Source organism: Gluconobacter albidus, from assembly GCF_002005485.1.
In the GTDB taxonomy this organism is placed as follows: domain Bacteria; phylum Pseudomonadota; class Alphaproteobacteria; order Acetobacterales; family Acetobacteraceae; genus Gluconobacter; species Gluconobacter albidus.
The window spans coordinates 1820001-1835545 of record NZ_CP014689.1 but is presented as its reverse complement, the minus strand read 5'-3'; the positions used below and the strand labels follow the sequence as shown (position 1 = coordinate 1835545).

Here is a 15545-nt window from a genome sequence, read left to right as displayed (position 1 = left end):
TGGGCCAAGCTATAGTTAAAAAACCTGTCCCTGCCATGGGCTGGAGCGTATCTTTTCATTTCGGGTTCGATTTTTTCTCCCATGCCTTGCTGACTTCTGCCGGACTCAGATGGTGATGTGAGACTTGCGGATGTTTTTCGGGGTGGGGGTGAGCCGGGTGCGGGATGCTGCTGGGGCCTGAGCCTGTGGTGGCGCCGGGTGCAATTCCGGCGGCGGGGTGTTCGTTGGCTTCCAGAATGGCTTTTTCGCAGGCCGAGCCCTTGCCGACACCAAGCTGGATGGTCGGGATAAGGGCCGCGGGCGGGAAGACGATCCCAAGCCCGACGGAGGCCGCGACGCGGCCGATCAGTTCCGCACCGGGCAGAATTGTGGGGCTGTTGATCGGGCCGAAAATATGGACCGCGCCGGGCAGGGACAGGATCTGTGGCCCGATCGAACGGGTGGTCACGGCGTAATCCAGCGTGTCTTTGTGGAAATTGACGGTTCCGGTGCCGCTTGTCCGGGTGGTGCCGGTTTGCAGGAGCATCGCATCGGTATGGACGATGCCGTTCTTGAGGGGCAGGTCGGCTACGAGGCATTCCAGCTTCGAACGATCCGGAATTCCAAGCGCAGACAGGATGGCCGAGCCGAGCTTGAGCCCCAGCAGATCGGGAAGAAGGGCCGTCACGTCACCCCCGCGGTTGAGCACCAGTGTTGTGCCGCCGTCACCGTTTTCAACCAGGGTTGCTACCGAACTGCCGGTGGATGTCAGGGTGACATGACCGCCAATGGTGCCTTCGCCCTGGAACATGTCCTTGGATGTCATGATCCGTGAAAGTGGCAGGCGGGAGACCTCCAGACGAAAGCGGGTATGGAACTGCTCGTTTTTGGTCGGCTCAAGCGTAGCGTTCGCGGAAATGGTTCCTGTCCCGGTGGCGAAGGTCAGGTGTTTGAGGTCAATGGCGCCATCGTGGATGTCGAGTTCGGTATCAATGTTGTCCAGAGGCCAGTTTTTGTTGCGGATATGCTCGCCGTGATACGTCAGATGGACGTTGGCAGCGTTGAGTTTCGGGACATTGATTGTCTTGTCAGGCAGTACGCGTGTGCTGGCCGGTTCGGCTTTTTTCGCTGCACCGGGCTGCGCGCCGATGAAGCCGCCCAGGTCCGCCAGATCCACGGAATGGGAGTGCAGCGCTGCGTCCACGAAGATCGGTTTCTGATGCGGATTGACGTTGATGTCTCCGCCAATATCCGAAGAGCCCATATGGCCTTCGAATTTCTGGAAACGGATTGCGCGGTCGGAATAGGCGAGATTGCCAGTGACGCTATAGGCCGGGGTTTGCGGAATGGGCACGCCCGTCAGCGGGTAGAGGAGCGCCATGTCCGGACCGGCAAAATGCAGCGCAAGATTGGTGCCGCGAAAGTGGATCGGATCGTCAACCGTGCCGCGCAGCGTGATGTAGGTCGGTCCGTTGGCGAGGCGTCCGTCGATCGGATAGGGATGCGTGGTGTCCGTAATGTCCAGAAGGGCGCCTCCGACGATATGACCCGTGATGGGCGCGCGGGCGTACCGGCCTTCGAGATCAATCACGATATGCCCGTCATCACCGTCTTTTGGCGAAACGGTATGGATGAGGACGTGCATGTCCGTCTTCAGCTTTGCCATCGCCACACGGATATCGCCGTCATTGATCTCGATCTTGCCGAGTTTGGGCAGGGCTGTTGAGGATGACGCTGTCTGGGAGGATGTGTCGGACGCTGAGGGGAATGTATAATTGTTCGTGCCATCAGCCAGTGAGACGATGTCGCCTTTTGGTGCATCGACACGGATCAGTGGCACGGAAAGACCGCCACCTGTCAGGTAACGCCAGGCATCGACTTTGACCGTGATGGCGCGAGCAGAGGCAAAATCGTCTTTTTCTTTTCCAAAGCCCTCGGGCTGGCCGATTTTCAGATCATCGACCGTAATTGTTGGTTTGAAGCCAAGATGAACGTGCAGATGCGCGATGCTGACGGGGCGGTGCAGGGCTGTTGTGGCCTTGCGGTCAATGTAGGGAACGAACCAGTCCCATTGCCAGACCAAAATCAGGACGATGAGGGCGGCCGCCAGCGCTCCGATCATACCGCCAGCGGTTTTCAGGAGCCGATGTCGCTTTTCCCGCCCGGCGAGAGGTTTGTCAGAAGGGGAAGGCGTCCGGGGCGGGGTGCTGCTCAACGGGGGTTTCTCCGGAATTTGTGGTGTGTCGGAAGGGATCTGGTTGTTGCAAGTCACTCTAATTACGGACAGAACCGGAAACGGTTTCACAAAGGATAGGAAGATCAGGACGAATGGACACGGTTGAACGCATTGGCGGGCAAAAGAGCTCAGGCCTTGCGGAACTGCGACGTGTCAGCCGAAAGGCGCATGAAGCCGTAGATGAGGCTTTTTCGCGTTTCGATCTTGCGGATCGAAAATCCTACGGTGCGTTTCTGACGGCTCATGCAGGCGCGCTTCTGACGGCCGAGACTTATCTAGCGAAACACGCGAGCGCGCTGCCCTCATGGCGTTCACGCTCGGAACTGTTGAAGGATGATCTGCGGCAGATGGGGCTTGGAGTTCCTGCGGCGCGTCAGGACATTTTTCCCGAGCATGACGGCCTGGCGCTGGGCATTCTGTATGTTCTGGAGGGATCGCGCCTTGGCGGCAGGGTGCTTTCGGCCCGTGTGGCTGAGGGCTTGCCCCGGGCGTATCTGTCGGCCTTTCATCAGAAAGGGGAATGGCCGGAGTTTCTGGCGTATCTGGAGCGCTCTCTGAACGAGAGTGACGTGGTACGGTGTGATGCTGTTACGGCAGGAGCAGTTCTGACGTTTGACCTGTTCCGCAACAGCGCCGGTTCTCAGGCCTGAAGCGGTCGAGCCGGTCGCACGTTTCTTGGAACAACACCCGGAAAAGCGTCGGACAGGCGCTCGGCCTCTTCAAACGGCAACATTGCAATCGCACAGCCCAGAGCGCTGGCATCCGGTGCGGGAAGTCTGTCGATCCCGCGCAGGAGCCCCGCAAGGTTATGGCCTTCCGCCGTCAGGACCATGAAGGGTGTCATGCGGCTGTAGAGGCCGATCGTAGAATCGATTTCCGTCAGGGCATGATCGGGGATGGTGATGTGGATGTCGTCACCGCTCACGGGCGACTGAACCGTGTTCTCCGCGATCCGGATGCGCAGTGGCACCATGGGCAGAAGCGTCGGCGAACCCGGCAAGCAGAGATAGCGGTCGGGCAGGGGGTTTTCTGTGAAAAGGCATGCGTGCCAGAGATCTGTGTCCGACACTTCAAGAGCCATGACGAGCGGGTTGTAACGCCCGAAATTTGTGTTGGCTGCTTCGACGGAGACCGGAGAGCCGTTCTGCGTATCCAGCATCAGTCGTGGCGACTGCCCGAGTGTGCAGAAGCGGAATTGCGGAGGGGAGCGTCGGGGCGAAGGAGCGGAGAGTTGTGCCGGGGTCAGGCCAAGCTTTTGCAGCACGGGCTTGTCTGCATGGATCATGGCAGCCTTGAGACGCCAGTATAGATCGGTCAGCGACGCCTGTGTTATGAAAGAGGAAATTCGCCGGCTTTCGGGAAGCCAGCGCCTTGCACCGCCATAGTCGGCATCGTTGCGATCGAAATTTTTCCATGCCTGTTCAGGCATTGCACTCGGGTTGCGCCTGAAGAAACTTTCCCGGTCGCCCGCGGCAAAATGAAGGACCCGGCTTTTGTCCCAGGTCGCCTGTCTGTCCATTGCCGAGAAGGGATCGGGCAGGCTGCTGCCATGATGACGGGGCTGGACAAGATGCCGCACAACACGGTGATCCGGCAGGTTGAGCAGTCCGTGACGGGTGAAGGTTTCGACGGGTGAGAAGGCCGAAGGCGTCAAGTGTCCGGAAGAGCCGAACAGACACCAGTTTATCGCTATTGCTGTTTCGGTCGCACCCGCCGTGAATTCGGTGACGGATCGGGCGGTCTCGAAATGTAGGTACTCATCCGCCGCCAGGATCATCATCCAGTCGAACTCGTCCCGGCCCTGTTCGAGAGCATTTTCATGGAAGCGGGTCTGACGCTCCAGTTGTGTGGGGAGCGTCGTATCGGCGGACTGGACCCGGATGTCGTAGAGCGTGGCTGCGTTTGAGAGGACGGCAGCGGTTCCGTCGGTCGAATGGTCGTCGCAGACGATCAGGGTCGAAAAACCGATGGTGGCATGGTGGGCCAGCCACCATCCGATCGTATCAACCTCGTTGTGAACGAACAGGATGGCGGCGCTTTTCGACATCGGGCTGGGATCAGTCCATTTTCAGGGCGGCGAGGAAGGCGCTCTGCGGGATTTCGACCTTGCCGAACTGTCGCATGCGCTTTTTGCCTTCCTTCTGTTTGTCCAGAAGTTTGCGCTTGCGGGAAATGTCGCCGCCATAACATTTGGCCGTCACGTCCTTGGACAGGGCGCCGATTGTTTCACGGGCGATGACCTTGGAGCCGATGGCCGCCTGAATGGCGATCTTGAAGAGCTGCTTGGGGATCAGATCCTTGAGCTTGCCGCAGATCGAACGACCGCGCTGTTCGGCGACGGTGCGGTGCGAGATGAAGGACAGGGCATCGACAGGCTCGTGGTTCACGAGGATGGAGATGCGGACCAGGTCGCTCTCTTCGTAGCCGTCCATCTGATAATCGAAAGAGGCGTAACCCCGGCTGATGGATTTCAGGCGGTCGTAGAAATCGAACACTACTTCGTTCAGCGGAAGGCGATAAACGGCCATGGCGCGGTTGCCGACATAGGTCAGATCCATCTGGACGCCACGACGTTCGGAACACAGCGTCAGGACCGGGCCGAGATACTCGTCCTGAACCATGATGGTCGCCTTGATCCAGGGCTCCTCGATGGTTTCGATCTTGCTCAGCTCCGGCATGTCGGCCGGGTTATGCAGATCCTCGGACGTGCCGTCCGTCATGTGCATTTTGTAGACCACGGACGGGGCGGTCGCGATCAGGTCCAGATTGAATTCGCGAGACAGGCGTTCCTGGATGATTTCCAGATGCAGCAGTCCGAGGAATCCGCAGCGGAAACCAAAGCCCAGAGCCGCCGATGTCTCGGCCTCGAAGTGGAAAGAGGCGTCGTTCAGGCGCAGCTTGCCGAGGCTGTCACGCAGCTTTTCGAAATCGTCCGCGTCGATCGGGAAGAGGCCACACCACACCACAGGAATAGACGGCTTGAAGCCCGGTAGAGCCTTGGGGGCGGGGCGCTTGTCGAGCGTGACGGTGTCACCAACATTGCAGTCTGCAACGGTCTTGATGGCGGCATTGATGTAACCCATCTCGCCCGGGCCGAGGCTCTCGACCGACTGCATCTTGGGCAGAAAGACGCCGACCTGATCGACATGATAGGTTGCGCCAGTCTGCATCATGCGGATGCGGTCACCGCGCTTGAGGCGGCCATCCTTGATGCGGACAAGAATGATGACGCCCAGATAGGCATCGTACCAGCTATCAACCAGCAGGGCCTGAAGCGGGGCTTCGGCGTCGCCTGTGGGAGCAGGGAGGCGCTGCACGAGGGCTTCGAGCACACCTTCGATATTGATACCGGTCTTGGCGCTGATTTCGACGGCATCATCAGCCGGAATGCCAACCACGTCCTCGATCTGGGCGCGGACGCGCTCAGGCTCGGCAGCCGGAAGGTCGATCTTGTTCAGGACCGGGACGATCTCGTGGTTGGCGTCAAGCGCCTGATAGACGTTGGCCAGCGTTTGGGCTTCCACACCCTGCGAGGCGTCCACGACCAGAAGCGAGCCTTCACAGGCAGCGAGCGAACGGCTGACTTCATAGGCGAAGTCGACATGGCCCGGCGTGTCCATCAGGTTCAGCGTATAGGTCTGGCCGTCCTTGGCCGGATAGGTCAGGCGTACCGTCTGCGCCTTGATGGTGATCCCGCGCTCCTGCTCGAGTTCCATCGAATCGAGGACCTGATTTTTCATCTCGCGCGCGGTCAGGGCACCACAGGCTTGGATCAGGCGATCGGCCAGCGTCGATTTGCCGTGATCAATGTGGGCGATGATCGAGAAATTGCGGATAAGGGAGAGCGGGGTATCGGTCATGGCTGCTACATAAGGGATTATCGCAGAAATGTCAGTAGATCTGCGCAAAAGCCTGCCTTTGTGAAAAGGCAGGCGGGAGTGGGATCAGCGGTCCGTCAGACGGAACTCGATCCTGCGGTTTCTGGCATAGGCTGCCGGCGTGCTGGCAGCGTCCAGAGGCTGGTAGTCGGCAAAGCCTGTCGCGGCCAGATGGCGCGGGTCCACGCCCTCGGCAATCAGCAGTTTGACCACCGTAATCGCGCGTTCGGACGACAGTTCCCAGTTGCTGGGAAAGGCGCTGTGGATCGGCTGGCGGTCGGCATGGCCGTCCACGCGCAGGATCCAGGGAAGATCCGTCGGGATCGTTGAGGCGACCTGCTTGAAGGTATGGGCGAGGGTTGTGATTTCCTTGCGGCCTTCAGGCGTCAGATCGGCGCTGCCCTGCGGGAACAGGATTTCCGACTGGAAGACGAAACGGTCTCCCACGACATTCACGCCTTTCTGATCTTTCAGCAGGTCCCGCAGACGGCCGAAGAATTCCGATCGGTAGCGTTTGAGCTGGTTGACCTTGTCGGCCAGCGCCAGATTGAGCTTGTTGCCAAGATCAGCGATCTGGGCGTCCTTGCCCTGCTCGTTCTTCTTTTCAATGTCGAGGGCGTTGCTGATCGCCTGAAGCTGGCGGGTCAGTTCTTCAACCTGCGCCTGAAGGTCAGAAATCTTGCTGTTCTGCTGTTTGCTCGTGTCGTCTGCCGAGGCCAGGGCCTGATCTTTCGATTGTAGCTGACCCGTCAAGGCGGCGATCTGGGTCGAAAGGGTCTGGAGCTGGACCTGATTGTGCTGCTTTTCGTCAGACAGCGTGGCAACGGTCGAAGACAGGCTTTTGTTCTTGTCTTCCGTCATCGACAGCATGTGCGACAGCTCGGCCAGCTGCTTTTGCAGGGCGTCGAGCGTGTGTTCGCGTCGTGACAGCGAGACCGAAAGGAACTGCTGCCCCACGACAAACACCAGCAGGACGAAGGTGACGACCATCAGCAGGGTGGACAGGGCGTCCACATAGCCGGGCCAGGCATCAAGGGCGTTGTGGGATCCGCGTCTGCGCCGGGCCATGGATCAGTCCTGCCTGCCGGGGGAGGGCGTCGTGCTGCCGGAGGCCGCCGCAATCGTGCGGGCCAGAACGCGGAGATCGTTTCGAAGCTCTCCGATCGTCTGCGCACGGCCTTCATGCAGTTCCTGGATCAGGCGGCTGAGATGCGTCTCGATCCGTAGGAGCGCCGTGCCCTGAGAGCCGGGACCGTCATCGCCCATATGGCGCAGAAGGGCGGTCTGGGTTTCGGCGGTGCGGGTCATGAGCGTCTGGTTGGCGGCGAGCAGATCCGTCATGCCGCGCAGGCGTTCCTGAAGGCTGTCGAGCATGTGCAGTTCGCGGACGCGGTTTTCCTCGCTGCGGGAGACGGCGTTCTGGAGCGTTTCCAGATTTTCGGCGGTCTGTTCGAGCAGGGCCTGAACATAGGCGGGAACAGGTGCGCCATCGCTGTCGATCGACGTGCTGCCGCTCACGCGCGTCACGCCAGCCAGCCATTCTTCCAGTTCGTTGAAGAAGCGGGTCTGGGCCTGTCCGGCGGTCAGATCCAGAAAGCCGAGGACCAGTGCGCCGGCGAGACCGAACATCGAGCCCGAAAACGCCGTGGACATGCCCGCCAGCGGGCCCGCCAGTCCGGTCTTGAGCTGGTTGAACATGACATCCATGTCCCCACCGCCCGCGGACATGTTGCCGATAACACCGGCAATCGAGCTGACCGTCAGCAGAAGTCCGTAGAACGTGCCCAGCAGACCCAGAAAAATCAGGAGCTGCGTCATGTAGCGGGAGATTTCCCGGCTTTCATCCAGACGCGAAGACAGGCTGTCGAGCATGGCCTGTGTCGTCTGGGTTGAAAGCGTCAGGCGGTCCGTGCGGTTGCGGGCCGCCAGCATGCTGGCCATGGGGGCGAGCAGGCGCGGCGCCTTGGGTGCGGCCAGACCGGCGCGGGGTTGGCGCAGGAGTTCAACCCAGTGCACTTCCGGCATGAGGCGCTGGACGACATGCAGGTTCCACAGGATGCCCAGGAGGAGCACACCAAGGATGATGGCATCGAGCTTCGGGTTCGCACTGAAGGCCTGAAGCAGGGTTGTGCCCATTGTCGCGGCCAGAAGGCCGACCGCGACAAGGAAAACGGCCATTCGGAGCAGATAGGTCGTAGGACGTGTCACGGCGTGTCTTTCCTGATGTTATTTCGGCAGGCCGTTTGCGGAAGGTGAGGGGTCTGCGGGATTTGTCTCGATGACAACATCCAGCCGGTCGGCATGCGCGCTGTCTCCGGCGTCCGGACGTCCCAGCGCGCGGGGATAGAGACGGGTGGTAGCGACACCTGCGTGAATAAAGATCGAGCGCACGGCGAGTGCGCGGGCCAGCGCGATGCGGCGCGGCATGGACACGTCATCGCCCGGCAGGGTGGCATGGGCGATCAGCACCACCCGCTCTTCCGGGTGATGGGAGAGTTCGGCTCCATAGGCCTGAAGCGTTTTAAGGCTGTCGGCGTTCAGCGCTTCGCTTCCGGATGGAAACAGAACCCGCAATCCACCGTCAGGCAGCGATTCCGTACGGCTTGCGGCATCGGCGACAGCTGTCACGTCCGCAGGAGGAACGGGCGGGTGAAGCTGGACCGGAACGAACGGGGGGGGCAGCACGACGGGCGGCGGCGGAGCGGGAGGAACTTCTGGAACCGTTTCATGCGCGGGAGCGGATCTGGCCGGAGTGGCCGCCGGGGCAGGCGTGGAGGCTACGGCAGGTTTCTGGGCAGCCGGTTTTGTGCCGTCATGGGCCGCCGGGGTGTGGGCCGTGCGCGGCGCAGGGACCGGTTTTTTCGCGGAAGGGGCTGGTTTAGCCTGAGGCAGGTCATCCAGATTGCTGGTGACCTGTGCCTGTGCGGCGGGCAGCGAAAGGCAGGCCAGAAAGGCCGCCAGAGAAAGGGAGGAGAGGATCGGCCTGTGCATGTCAGGCCGATCCTAGACGACGCCTCACGACTCCCGCAATGGGGCGTGAGGACAGTTTCGTCAGCTCCGGTCAGTCAGTTCCGGTTCAGGGCTTCATGCACGAGCGCGCGCAGAGTGCCGTGCAGGTTTGTGTTGCCCGCAACGACATTCACGTCGTCCGGCAGATCGTGGAGTTCGTTGCCGTCCGGATCGGTCGCGTAGCCACCGGCTTCACGCACCAGAAGCAGGCCTGCTGCGCAGTCCCACGGCTTGATGCCGAATTCCCAGTACCCTTCGTAACGGCCTGCGGCGACCCATGCGAGATCGAGAGCGGCGGCGCCGAAGCGGCGAATCCCCGCGACCTGCGGCATCAGCGCGCCGAGAACGCGGGCGAACGGCAGACGGCTGCTGCCCGGAACCTTCGCAAAGGGAATGCCCGTTGCGAAAACGGCTTCCAGCATGTTGCGGCGGCCGGAGACGCGGAGGCGGCGCTCGTTGAGGAACGCGCCCACGCCTTTTTCGGCCCAGAACATTTCGTTGGCAGCCGGGTTGTAGACAACCGCGGCGGCCAGTTCGACCGAGCCGTCCTGCAGTCTGCGCTGAAGGCCGATGGAAATGGCCCAGTGCGGAATGCCGTGCAGAAAGTTCGTCGTACCGTCCAGCGGATCGACAACCCAGCGCCAGGTCCAGTTGTCCCCGCCCGAAGCGCCGCTTTCTTCCATCAGGAAGGCATAGCCCGGCCGCGCACGGCTCAGTTCCTCGCGGAGGATGGTTTCGGCACGCAGGTCGGCCTGGGAGACGAAATCTCCCGGACCCTTGATGCTGACCTGAAGCTGTTCGACCTCTGCAAAGTCACGGAGCAGACGGCGCGAGGCCTTCTGCGCGGCGCCCTGCATGACGGCCATGTGCGGGGAGAGACGCATGATGGATCAGTCCTTCGCGCGTTCGACGTAGGAGGCGTCTTCCGTGCGGACAACAATGCGCTCACCGGCTTCGATGAACGGCGGAACAAGCGTCTTGACGCCATTGGACAGGACGGCGGGCTTGTAGGACGAGCTGGCCGTCTGGCCCTTGACCACAGGGTCGGCTTCCGTGATTTCCAGCGTCACATGCGGCGGCAGTTCCACGCCCACCGGGTCGCCTTCGACCAGCTTGACGTTCAGCGCCATGTTGTCCTGAAGGAACGCGAACTGGTCGCCGAAGATGTCCTTGGCGAGGATCAGCTGCTCGAACGTTTCCGGGTCCATCAGGACGACATTGTCACCATCCATGTAGGAATAGGTGTAGTCCTTGTCTTCCGTCATCAGGCGCTCGACGGAATCAGCCGTTCTCCAGCGCTCGTTGGTCTTGTTGCCCGTCTTGAGATCGCGCATTTCGACCTGGATGAAGGCGCCACCCTTGCCCGGGGTGATGATCTGCTGCTTGAGAACCGTCCAGCGGCGACCGTCGTGCTCGATGACCTGGCCGGCCCGGATAAGGTTGGCTTGCTGTTTCATGCTTGTGTCCTGATGACCCTTGGATAGGGATTTTCTGTCACGTCTTGTGGGCTTCTAGCGCCGCACGGGGGCTCTAAGCAAGGCACAAGGGATACGTGGGCTGTGGGGACTTCAGGAAAGTGTGAAGGAAGAGGGGCTTGGGAGCGCACGCCGGGCAGGTCATGTCAGACTATGTGTGCGTCCTGAGGGTCAGGGCGAAACGCAAGGAGAAGACGCATGTACGATATGAAGAACCTCTCGCGCATTTCCCATCTCGAAGCCAATGCCTCCAAGGGCATGGACGCTTTCTGGCAGTTCGACCGCGCGGCTTTCGAAGAAGGGGCCGTCAGCGCCCTGACCAAGCAGCTTGCCGCCGTGGCTGTCGCCCTGACGACCCAGTGTCCGTACTGTATTGAACTTCACGTGAAGGCGGCGCGCGAAGCCGGGGCGACGGACGCCCAGCTTTCCGAAATCGCCCTTGTGGCCGCGGCGATCCGCGCGGGCGGTGCGATTACACACGCCACGCATATGTTTGAAGCGAAGTAGGCTCTTCTTCCGTCTCAGGTGAAGTCGCACGTCTCTCCGTCGGGTGTTGAAACCGTGCCCGGAGAGCCGGGCTTGAGATATTCCGGGCCGATCGGGACTTTGCCTCGCCCGCCCGGAATGTCCAGAACATAGGTTGGCCAGGCAAGGCCGGTGACCCGCCCGCGAAGCTGCCGCAGCAACGCCTGTCCTTCCTCGACCGGAACATGGAAATGTCCCGTTCCGGCGGCGGCATCCAGATGGTGCAGGTAATAGGGTTTGACCCGCGCTTTCAGGAATGCCCGCAGAAGGGCTTCCAGATTTTCCACCGTATCGTTGATCCCACGCAGCAGAACGGACTGCGACAGGACCGGAATGGCGCGCGACAGGACGGCGCGGATGGCTTTCGTGGCCTTCGGTGTCAGTTCGCTGGAGTGGTTGGCATGGACCACGAGCCACATGGCGCGGTCCGTCTCCATCGCATCCAGAAGCTCTTCCGTCATGCGGGCCGGGTCGGCGACGGGGACGCGGGAATGGATGCGGATGGTTTCGATATGGGGCATGTCCGACAGGGACTGCACGATATGCTTCAGCCGGCGCGGCGCCAGCATGAGCGGGTCGCCTCCCGTGAGGATGATTTCACGGATATCGGGATGCTGCCGCACCCAGTCCAGCGCGGTTTCAAGCTGCGCATCGTTCAGAAGACCGCCGCCGGGCCCGACATGTTCGCGGCGGAAGCAGAAGCGGCAGTAAAGCGGGCAGACCAGCAGAGGCTTGAGAAGCGCACGATCCGCGTAGCGATGGACAATTCCGGGGACGGGCGAGAGCGCATCGTCACCGATCGGGTCCGTGTCTTCGTGCGGCAGCGTGACCAGTTCGCGCGCATCGGGAATGACCTGTCTGGCGATAGGGTCGTCCGGATGTGTGATCAGGTCCTGAAAGGCGGGAGGAATAGCCATCGTGAAGCGTTCGCCCACCGCTTCGAGCGTTGAACGGTCCGTCTCATGCGCCAGCCCCGCGTCGATCAGATCCGACGGTGTGCGGAGAGTGGCGCGTTTTGGGGAATGCTGTTGGGCTGTCTTGACCATATCGTGCATGTGATGCCTCTAGCGGTGCGGGTCCCCGTTTTGCAACAGGAGCGATAGACGCCATGACCGTATTGTCCGCTGGATTGGCCGCTGATTCGGCCCGGATCGCCGAGCGTCTGCCGCTGCTCGAACGGCGTTCACAGATGGTGAGATCCGTTCGGAGCTTCTTTGAAGAACGGGGCTATCTGGAAGTCGAGACGCCCTGCGCCGTTCCCGTTCCAGGAGAAGAAGTCCATCTGCGGTGCTTCAGAACCGAGCTTGAACGCCCTGACGGCTCCCGCGAGGCGCGTTTCCTGCACACGAGTCCGGAATTCGCGATGAAGCGGATCGTGGCGGCGACGGGGAAAGCCGTGTTCCAGCTCGCGCGCGTCTGGCGCAATGGTGAGGCGAGCAACACGCATGCGCCCGAATTTACCATGCTGGAATGGTACCGTCCGGGTGCCGACCTGTCGTCCCTGATGGATGAAACGGAATCTTTCCTGCGCGCGCTTCTGCCGCCTGTGGTGCATCGGGGCACGGATGTCATTGATCTGTCACTCCCCTTCGAGCGTCTGACGATGCAGGCTGCTTTCGCGCGTTATGTGGGGGCGGATCTGCTGGGAACGGCTGGAGATGCTGCAGCCCTTGCAGAGCAGGCGCGTGTTGGTCTGCGCAACGGGGAGACCTGGGAGGATCTGTTTTTCCGGCTTCTGCTGGAGCGTATCGAGCCTGTGATCGGCCGTGAACGTCCCACATTCCTGACGCACTGGCCGGCTGAACAGGCCGCTCTTGCGCGCCGGGATCCGATGGATGGGCGCGCCGCCCTGCGGTTCGAGCTGTATGTGGGGGGGCTGGAACTGGCAAATGCGTTCGAGGAGCTGACGGATCCGGTGGAGCAGCGGGAGCGTTTTGTAACGGACCGCAAGCGCCGTATCGGTCTGTCACCGGATCAGGACTGGCCGGTGGACGAGAATTTTCTGGCGGCGCTGCCGGATCTGCCGCCCTGTTCGGGGATCGCGCTCGGATTTGACCGGCTGGTGATGCTGGCAACGGGGGCGCCGCGGATCAGTGACATTTTGTGGTTGGCCTGATCTTTTCGGAACTTGCAGGAGTTTTAATCCTTCTTTTGCGTCAGAAGGGCTAGAACGTGTCGAAAGAGGAACATGACCGCGTTGCAGCGGCACAGTCGGGGAAGATGATGATGAAAAAAGTTGGCGTGCTGTCCGTTCTGGTGCTGCTGGGCCTTTCCGCCTGTGAGGTCCCGACTCTTCAGCAGCGCAAGGTTCTGGATTCCATGGTCGGCAAGTCCGAAGTGGATGTCCTGCGCCAGTTCGGTGTGCCGACCCGCAACTACGATGCGCAGGGCCATACGTTCCTCGCCTATATCGACAACCAGACGCAGTATTCTCCCGGTGGTGGCTGGGGTTGGGATGGCTGGGGCGGCGGTATGGGCGGCTGGGGCGGTGGCTGGGGTGGTATGGGCGGCTGGGGTGGCGGCTGGGGCGGCATGGGTGGATGGGGTGGCGGTTTTCCGTCGACCTATTACAACACGAGCTGTCAGACGACATTCGAGCTGGTCAGCGGCAGGGTCGTCGGATGGACCATGCGCGGGGACGGGTGCTGAATCACCCGACCTGCTCTATGGTCGTCTCTCCCGCTCACAGGATGGTGCGATCAGGCATGGATGTGCGACTCGATGTTTTTCCCTCACGACGGTTTCCAGGCTGGGGGAAGGGGCTGAAACTCGGCGTAGGGCTTCTTCTCGGGGCCACGCTCTCCGCCTGTGGCGATCCTGACTGGCAGGGTACGGACTGGACGAAGAACTATCAGGACAGTTTCGAGACCCGGATCAGCGCCCGGGCTTCCACCATGCCGGGAACTACGGATGGTGCTTACCAGCCCAGCGCGGACGGGACGCCCAACAGCCCGGTTGCCTACCATTCTCCTCCGATGATGTCCTACGAGGACCGTCCCCTTGACGAAAATATCGCGGGTTCTCTGGAACTGAGCGATTACGTCAAGGCGCTCCGGGTGGCGAAGCTGGAGCCTTGGATCAGCGGTCCGGGGCCGTACACGCTTTTTGCGATTCCCAATGCCGCTTTTGAGCGTCTGAGTGCGCGCTGGCCCGGTGGGCTGCTGGCTCCGGCGAACCGTGGGCAGCTTGTCCATATTCTGGGCTACACGATTGCCAATGGAAAATGGGACGAAGCCGCTTTGCGCCGGGCAATCCGCCGCAATCATGGGCGTGCGATCGGCTTGAAGACGCTGTATGGCGATCTTCTGGGCGTGGAAGTGGCTCCGCATACTGGTGAGTTGCTGCTCGAAAACGCAGTTGGTGAGACTAACCGCCTGTGGGGTAAGTCTTTCCCACAGTCCAATGGCGTTCTTTACTTCACCCAGGATACGCTGCTGCCGATACCCGTCAAAACGGTTTCAACCGGCGGCAAGCACGGCCATCGCTGAAAACCGCTCCTGATCCTTGCCATCAAACTGAAGGGGGATGGCAAGGAAATCAGCTCCGGCAGCGATCGCCAGGGATGCGTCAGCCGGGGTTGTGACGTTCTCGGTAACGCCCGGAAGCTCCATGACGGAACTCCACCATTTCACCAGTTCCAGATCGCCCGCTGGAAACGCAACATAGTCTGCGCCCGATTCGCCAGCTTTCATGGCGTCATCACGGTTGTCGCAGTGACAGCCGATTGGCATGTCGCTCCCGACGGTCTTACGAAGGGTGACCAGATCCTCGACACAGGCGACATGCAGTCCATCGCAGATTCCCAGCAGAGAGTCTGATGTGCCGGACAGCGGAACGTCGACTTCAGGAATCAGGGCGACCCCATTGGCATGAAGCAGGGCTGCGAGTTTTGAAAGCTGTGCTTTCTCTGGTGTCCAGCCACGAGGCAGCCGCAGGGCGGTGACTTCAGGCAACGGCAGAATATCGCGCAGTACCGCCAAAGCGGCATCCATATTGAAACCGGTTTGCAGAACGGGGTAGAGATCACAGGCTGTCATGGGGATCTTCTCGCAGATTGTCGGAGCGGGAGCTAGGCGGTCTGAGCGTCAGGAGGCGCCCGCGGTATCGGTCATAGGATTGCAGAGTGCGCAACTGTGCCGCATTGACCCGGCAGATCACCCCTCCAACCCCGAGATCCAGTGCCTGCCGTGCCGCCGTGGGGGAGTCGCCGCAGTCCAGAATGGACAGTTCTGCATGGGTATTCACGACGTTCAGCCACCAGGGAACGCCAAAACTGCTGCCTGCACTTTCGACGGAAAGAGCAAGAAACCGTTTTCCCTTGAGTCGGGCCAGACGCTCCATCTCGTGGCGCGACGAAATTACGAAAACAGGATAGTGAATGGGCAGGGATGTCCTTGACCCCAAAGCGGGATCGGGTCTTTCCTGAGCAACGGGCCGGAGCGG

At 61.1% G+C, this 15545-nt stretch carries 16 protein-coding genes (1 of these 16 only partly in view); 5 read left to right on the top strand and 11 right to left on the bottom strand.

Translation table 11 applies throughout. The features are described from left to right. Positions 1-55: 55 nt before the first annotated feature. Positions 56-2194 carry an AsmA family protein gene (locus A0U94_RS08385; RefSeq protein WP_244177978.1) on the bottom strand — a complete coding sequence of 713 codons (2139 nt, stop codon included), beginning with the start codon at positions 2192-2194 and terminating at the stop codon, positions 56-58. Between the two features lie 113 nt (positions 2195-2307). On the opposite strand from A0U94_RS08385, the gene A0U94_RS08380 reads away from it, so the two are divergent. Further along, the gene (locus A0U94_RS08380; RefSeq protein ID WP_077803077.1) at positions 2308-2865 is read left to right on the top strand and encodes a biliverdin-producing heme oxygenase; all 558 of its coding nucleotides are present in this window, start codon (positions 2308-2310) and stop codon (positions 2863-2865) included. Here the strand turns inward: A0U94_RS08380 and A0U94_RS08375 are convergent. The 7 genes from A0U94_RS08375 to efp all read right to left on the bottom strand — a co-directional run bounded on the left by A0U94_RS08375 (position 2856) and on the right by efp (position 10559). Further along, the gene (locus A0U94_RS08375; RefSeq protein ID WP_077803076.1) at positions 2856-4262 is read right to left on the bottom strand and encodes a glycosyltransferase family 2 protein; all 1407 of its coding nucleotides are present in this window, start codon (positions 4260-4262) and stop codon (positions 2856-2858) included. The two genes, A0U94_RS08380 and A0U94_RS08375, sit on opposite strands and share 10 nt — an antisense overlap. A 10-nt stretch (positions 4263-4272) precedes the next feature. Beyond that, the gene (lepA, locus tag A0U94_RS08370) at positions 4273-6075 is read right to left on the bottom strand and encodes a translation elongation factor 4 (protein WP_062032966.1); all 1803 of its coding nucleotides are present in this window, start codon (positions 6073-6075) and stop codon (positions 4273-4275) included. Positions 6076-6159: 84 nt separating this feature from the next. After that, a complete protein-coding gene (locus A0U94_RS08365; RefSeq protein WP_062032960.1) occupies positions 6160-7161 on the bottom strand; it encodes a peptidoglycan -binding protein in 1002 nt (333 codons plus the stop codon). Positions 7162-7164: 3 nt separating this feature from the next. Then, on the bottom strand, positions 7165-8301 hold the full coding sequence (locus A0U94_RS08360) for a hypothetical protein (protein WP_062032955.1): 1137 nt from the start codon (positions 8299-8301) through the stop codon (positions 7165-7167). Between the two features lie 18 nt (positions 8302-8319). Next, positions 8320-9084 carry an OmpA family protein gene (locus tag A0U94_RS08355; protein ID WP_208611623.1) on the bottom strand — a complete coding sequence of 255 codons (765 nt, stop codon included), beginning with the start codon at positions 9082-9084 and terminating at the stop codon, positions 8320-8322. Between the two features lie 74 nt (positions 9085-9158). Beyond that, positions 9159-9986 (bottom strand): inositol monophosphatase family protein, encoded by an 828-nt coding sequence (locus A0U94_RS08350; RefSeq protein WP_062032950.1) that lies wholly within the window; start codon positions 9984-9986, stop codon positions 9159-9161. Between the two features lie 6 nt (positions 9987-9992). Next, complete coding sequence (gene efp / locus A0U94_RS08345) at positions 9993-10559, bottom strand: elongation factor P (RefSeq protein ID WP_062110196.1); 567 nt, start codon at positions 10557-10559, stop codon at positions 9993-9995. A 216-nt stretch (positions 10560-10775) separates the two neighbouring features. Between efp and A0U94_RS08340 the strand changes: the two genes are divergently transcribed. Further along, a complete protein-coding gene (locus A0U94_RS08340; protein ID WP_077803075.1) occupies positions 10776-11084 on the top strand; it encodes a carboxymuconolactone decarboxylase family protein in 309 nt (102 codons plus the stop codon). A gap of 14 nt (positions 11085-11098) precedes the next feature. On the opposite strand, the gene A0U94_RS08335 is transcribed toward A0U94_RS08340, so the two are convergent. Beyond that, positions 11099-12157: a lysine-2,3-aminomutase-like protein gene (locus A0U94_RS08335; RefSeq protein ID WP_077803074.1), complete on the bottom strand. Its 1059-nt coding sequence runs from the start codon at positions 12155-12157 to the stop codon at positions 11099-11101. 53 nt (positions 12158-12210) lie between these two features. On the opposite strand from A0U94_RS08335, the gene epmA reads away from it, so the two are divergent. The 3 genes from epmA to A0U94_RS08320 all read left to right on the top strand — a co-directional run bounded on the left by epmA (position 12211) and on the right by A0U94_RS08320 (position 14590). Beyond that, positions 12211-13218, top strand: a complete 1008-nt coding sequence (gene epmA / locus A0U94_RS08330) for an EF-P lysine aminoacylase EpmA (RefSeq protein ID WP_077803073.1) — start codon at positions 12211-12213, stop codon at positions 13216-13218. A gap of 107 nt (positions 13219-13325) precedes the next feature. Beyond that, positions 13326-13751 carry a hypothetical protein gene (locus A0U94_RS08325; protein WP_198945504.1) on the top strand — a complete coding sequence of 142 codons (426 nt, stop codon included), beginning with the start codon at positions 13326-13328 and terminating at the stop codon, positions 13749-13751. A 56-nt stretch (positions 13752-13807) separates the two neighbouring features. Continuing rightward, positions 13808-14590: a fasciclin domain-containing protein gene (locus A0U94_RS08320; RefSeq protein WP_077803072.1), complete on the top strand. Its 783-nt coding sequence runs from the start codon at positions 13808-13810 to the stop codon at positions 14588-14590. On the opposite strand, the gene A0U94_RS08315 is transcribed toward A0U94_RS08320, so the two are convergent. Both A0U94_RS08315 and A0U94_RS08310 read right to left on the bottom strand, forming a co-directional pair. Continuing rightward, positions 14561-15139 (bottom strand): thiamine phosphate synthase, encoded by a 579-nt coding sequence (locus tag A0U94_RS08315; RefSeq protein WP_077803071.1) that lies wholly within the window; start codon positions 15137-15139, stop codon positions 14561-14563. The two genes, A0U94_RS08320 and A0U94_RS08315, sit on opposite strands and share 30 nt — an antisense overlap. Next, on the bottom strand, positions 15126-15545 hold the 3' portion of the coding sequence (locus A0U94_RS08310) for a hypothetical protein (protein ID WP_149026729.1). It continues 15 nt past the right edge of the window; 420 of the gene's 435 nt are visible here — the last part of the coding sequence; the start codon falls outside the window, past its right edge; its stop codon occupies positions 15126-15128. The genes A0U94_RS08315 and A0U94_RS08310 overlap by 14 nt, the downstream gene beginning before the upstream one ends.

Bases quoted from the DNA above. Each gene is read 5' to 3' on its own strand.
- A0U94_RS08380 (WP_077803077.1), top strand. From the start codon at position 2,308: ATGGACACGGTTGAACGCATTGGCGGGCAAAAGAGCTCAGGCCTTGCG.
- A0U94_RS08375 (WP_077803076.1), bottom strand. From the start codon at position 4,262: ATGTCGAAAAGCGCCGCCATCCTGTTCGTTCACAACGAGGTTGATACG.
- lepA (WP_062032966.1), bottom strand. From the start codon at position 6,075: ATGACCGATACCCCGCTCTCCCTTATCCGCAATTTCTCGATCATCGCC.
- A0U94_RS08365 (WP_062032960.1), bottom strand. From the start codon at position 7,161: ATGGCCCGGCGCAGACGCGGATCCCACAACGCCCTTGATGCCTGGCCC.
- A0U94_RS08355 (WP_208611623.1), bottom strand. From the start codon at position 9,084: ATGCACAGGCCGATCCTCTCCTCCCTTTCTCTGGCGGCCTTTCTGGCC.
- A0U94_RS08350 (WP_062032950.1), bottom strand. From the start codon at position 9,986: ATGCGTCTCTCCCCGCACATGGCCGTCATGCAGGGCGCCGCGCAGAAG.
- efp (WP_062110196.1), bottom strand. From the start codon at position 10,559: ATGAAACAGCAAGCCAACCTTATCCGGGCCGGCCAGGTCATCGAGCAC.
- A0U94_RS08340 (WP_077803075.1), top strand. From the start codon at position 10,776: ATGTACGATATGAAGAACCTCTCGCGCATTTCCCATCTCGAAGCCAAT.
- A0U94_RS08335 (WP_077803074.1), bottom strand. From the start codon at position 12,157: ATGCACGATATGGTCAAGACAGCCCAACAGCATTCCCCAAAACGCGCC.
- epmA (WP_077803073.1), top strand. From the start codon at position 12,211: ATGACCGTATTGTCCGCTGGATTGGCCGCTGATTCGGCCCGGATCGCC.
- A0U94_RS08325 (WP_198945504.1), top strand. From the start codon at position 13,326: ATGATGAAAAAAGTTGGCGTGCTGTCCGTTCTGGTGCTGCTGGGCCTT.
- A0U94_RS08320 (WP_077803072.1), top strand. From the start codon at position 13,808: ATGGATGTGCGACTCGATGTTTTTCCCTCACGACGGTTTCCAGGCTGG.
- A0U94_RS08315 (WP_077803071.1), bottom strand. From the start codon at position 15,139: ATGACAGCCTGTGATCTCTACCCCGTTCTGCAAACCGGTTTCAATATG.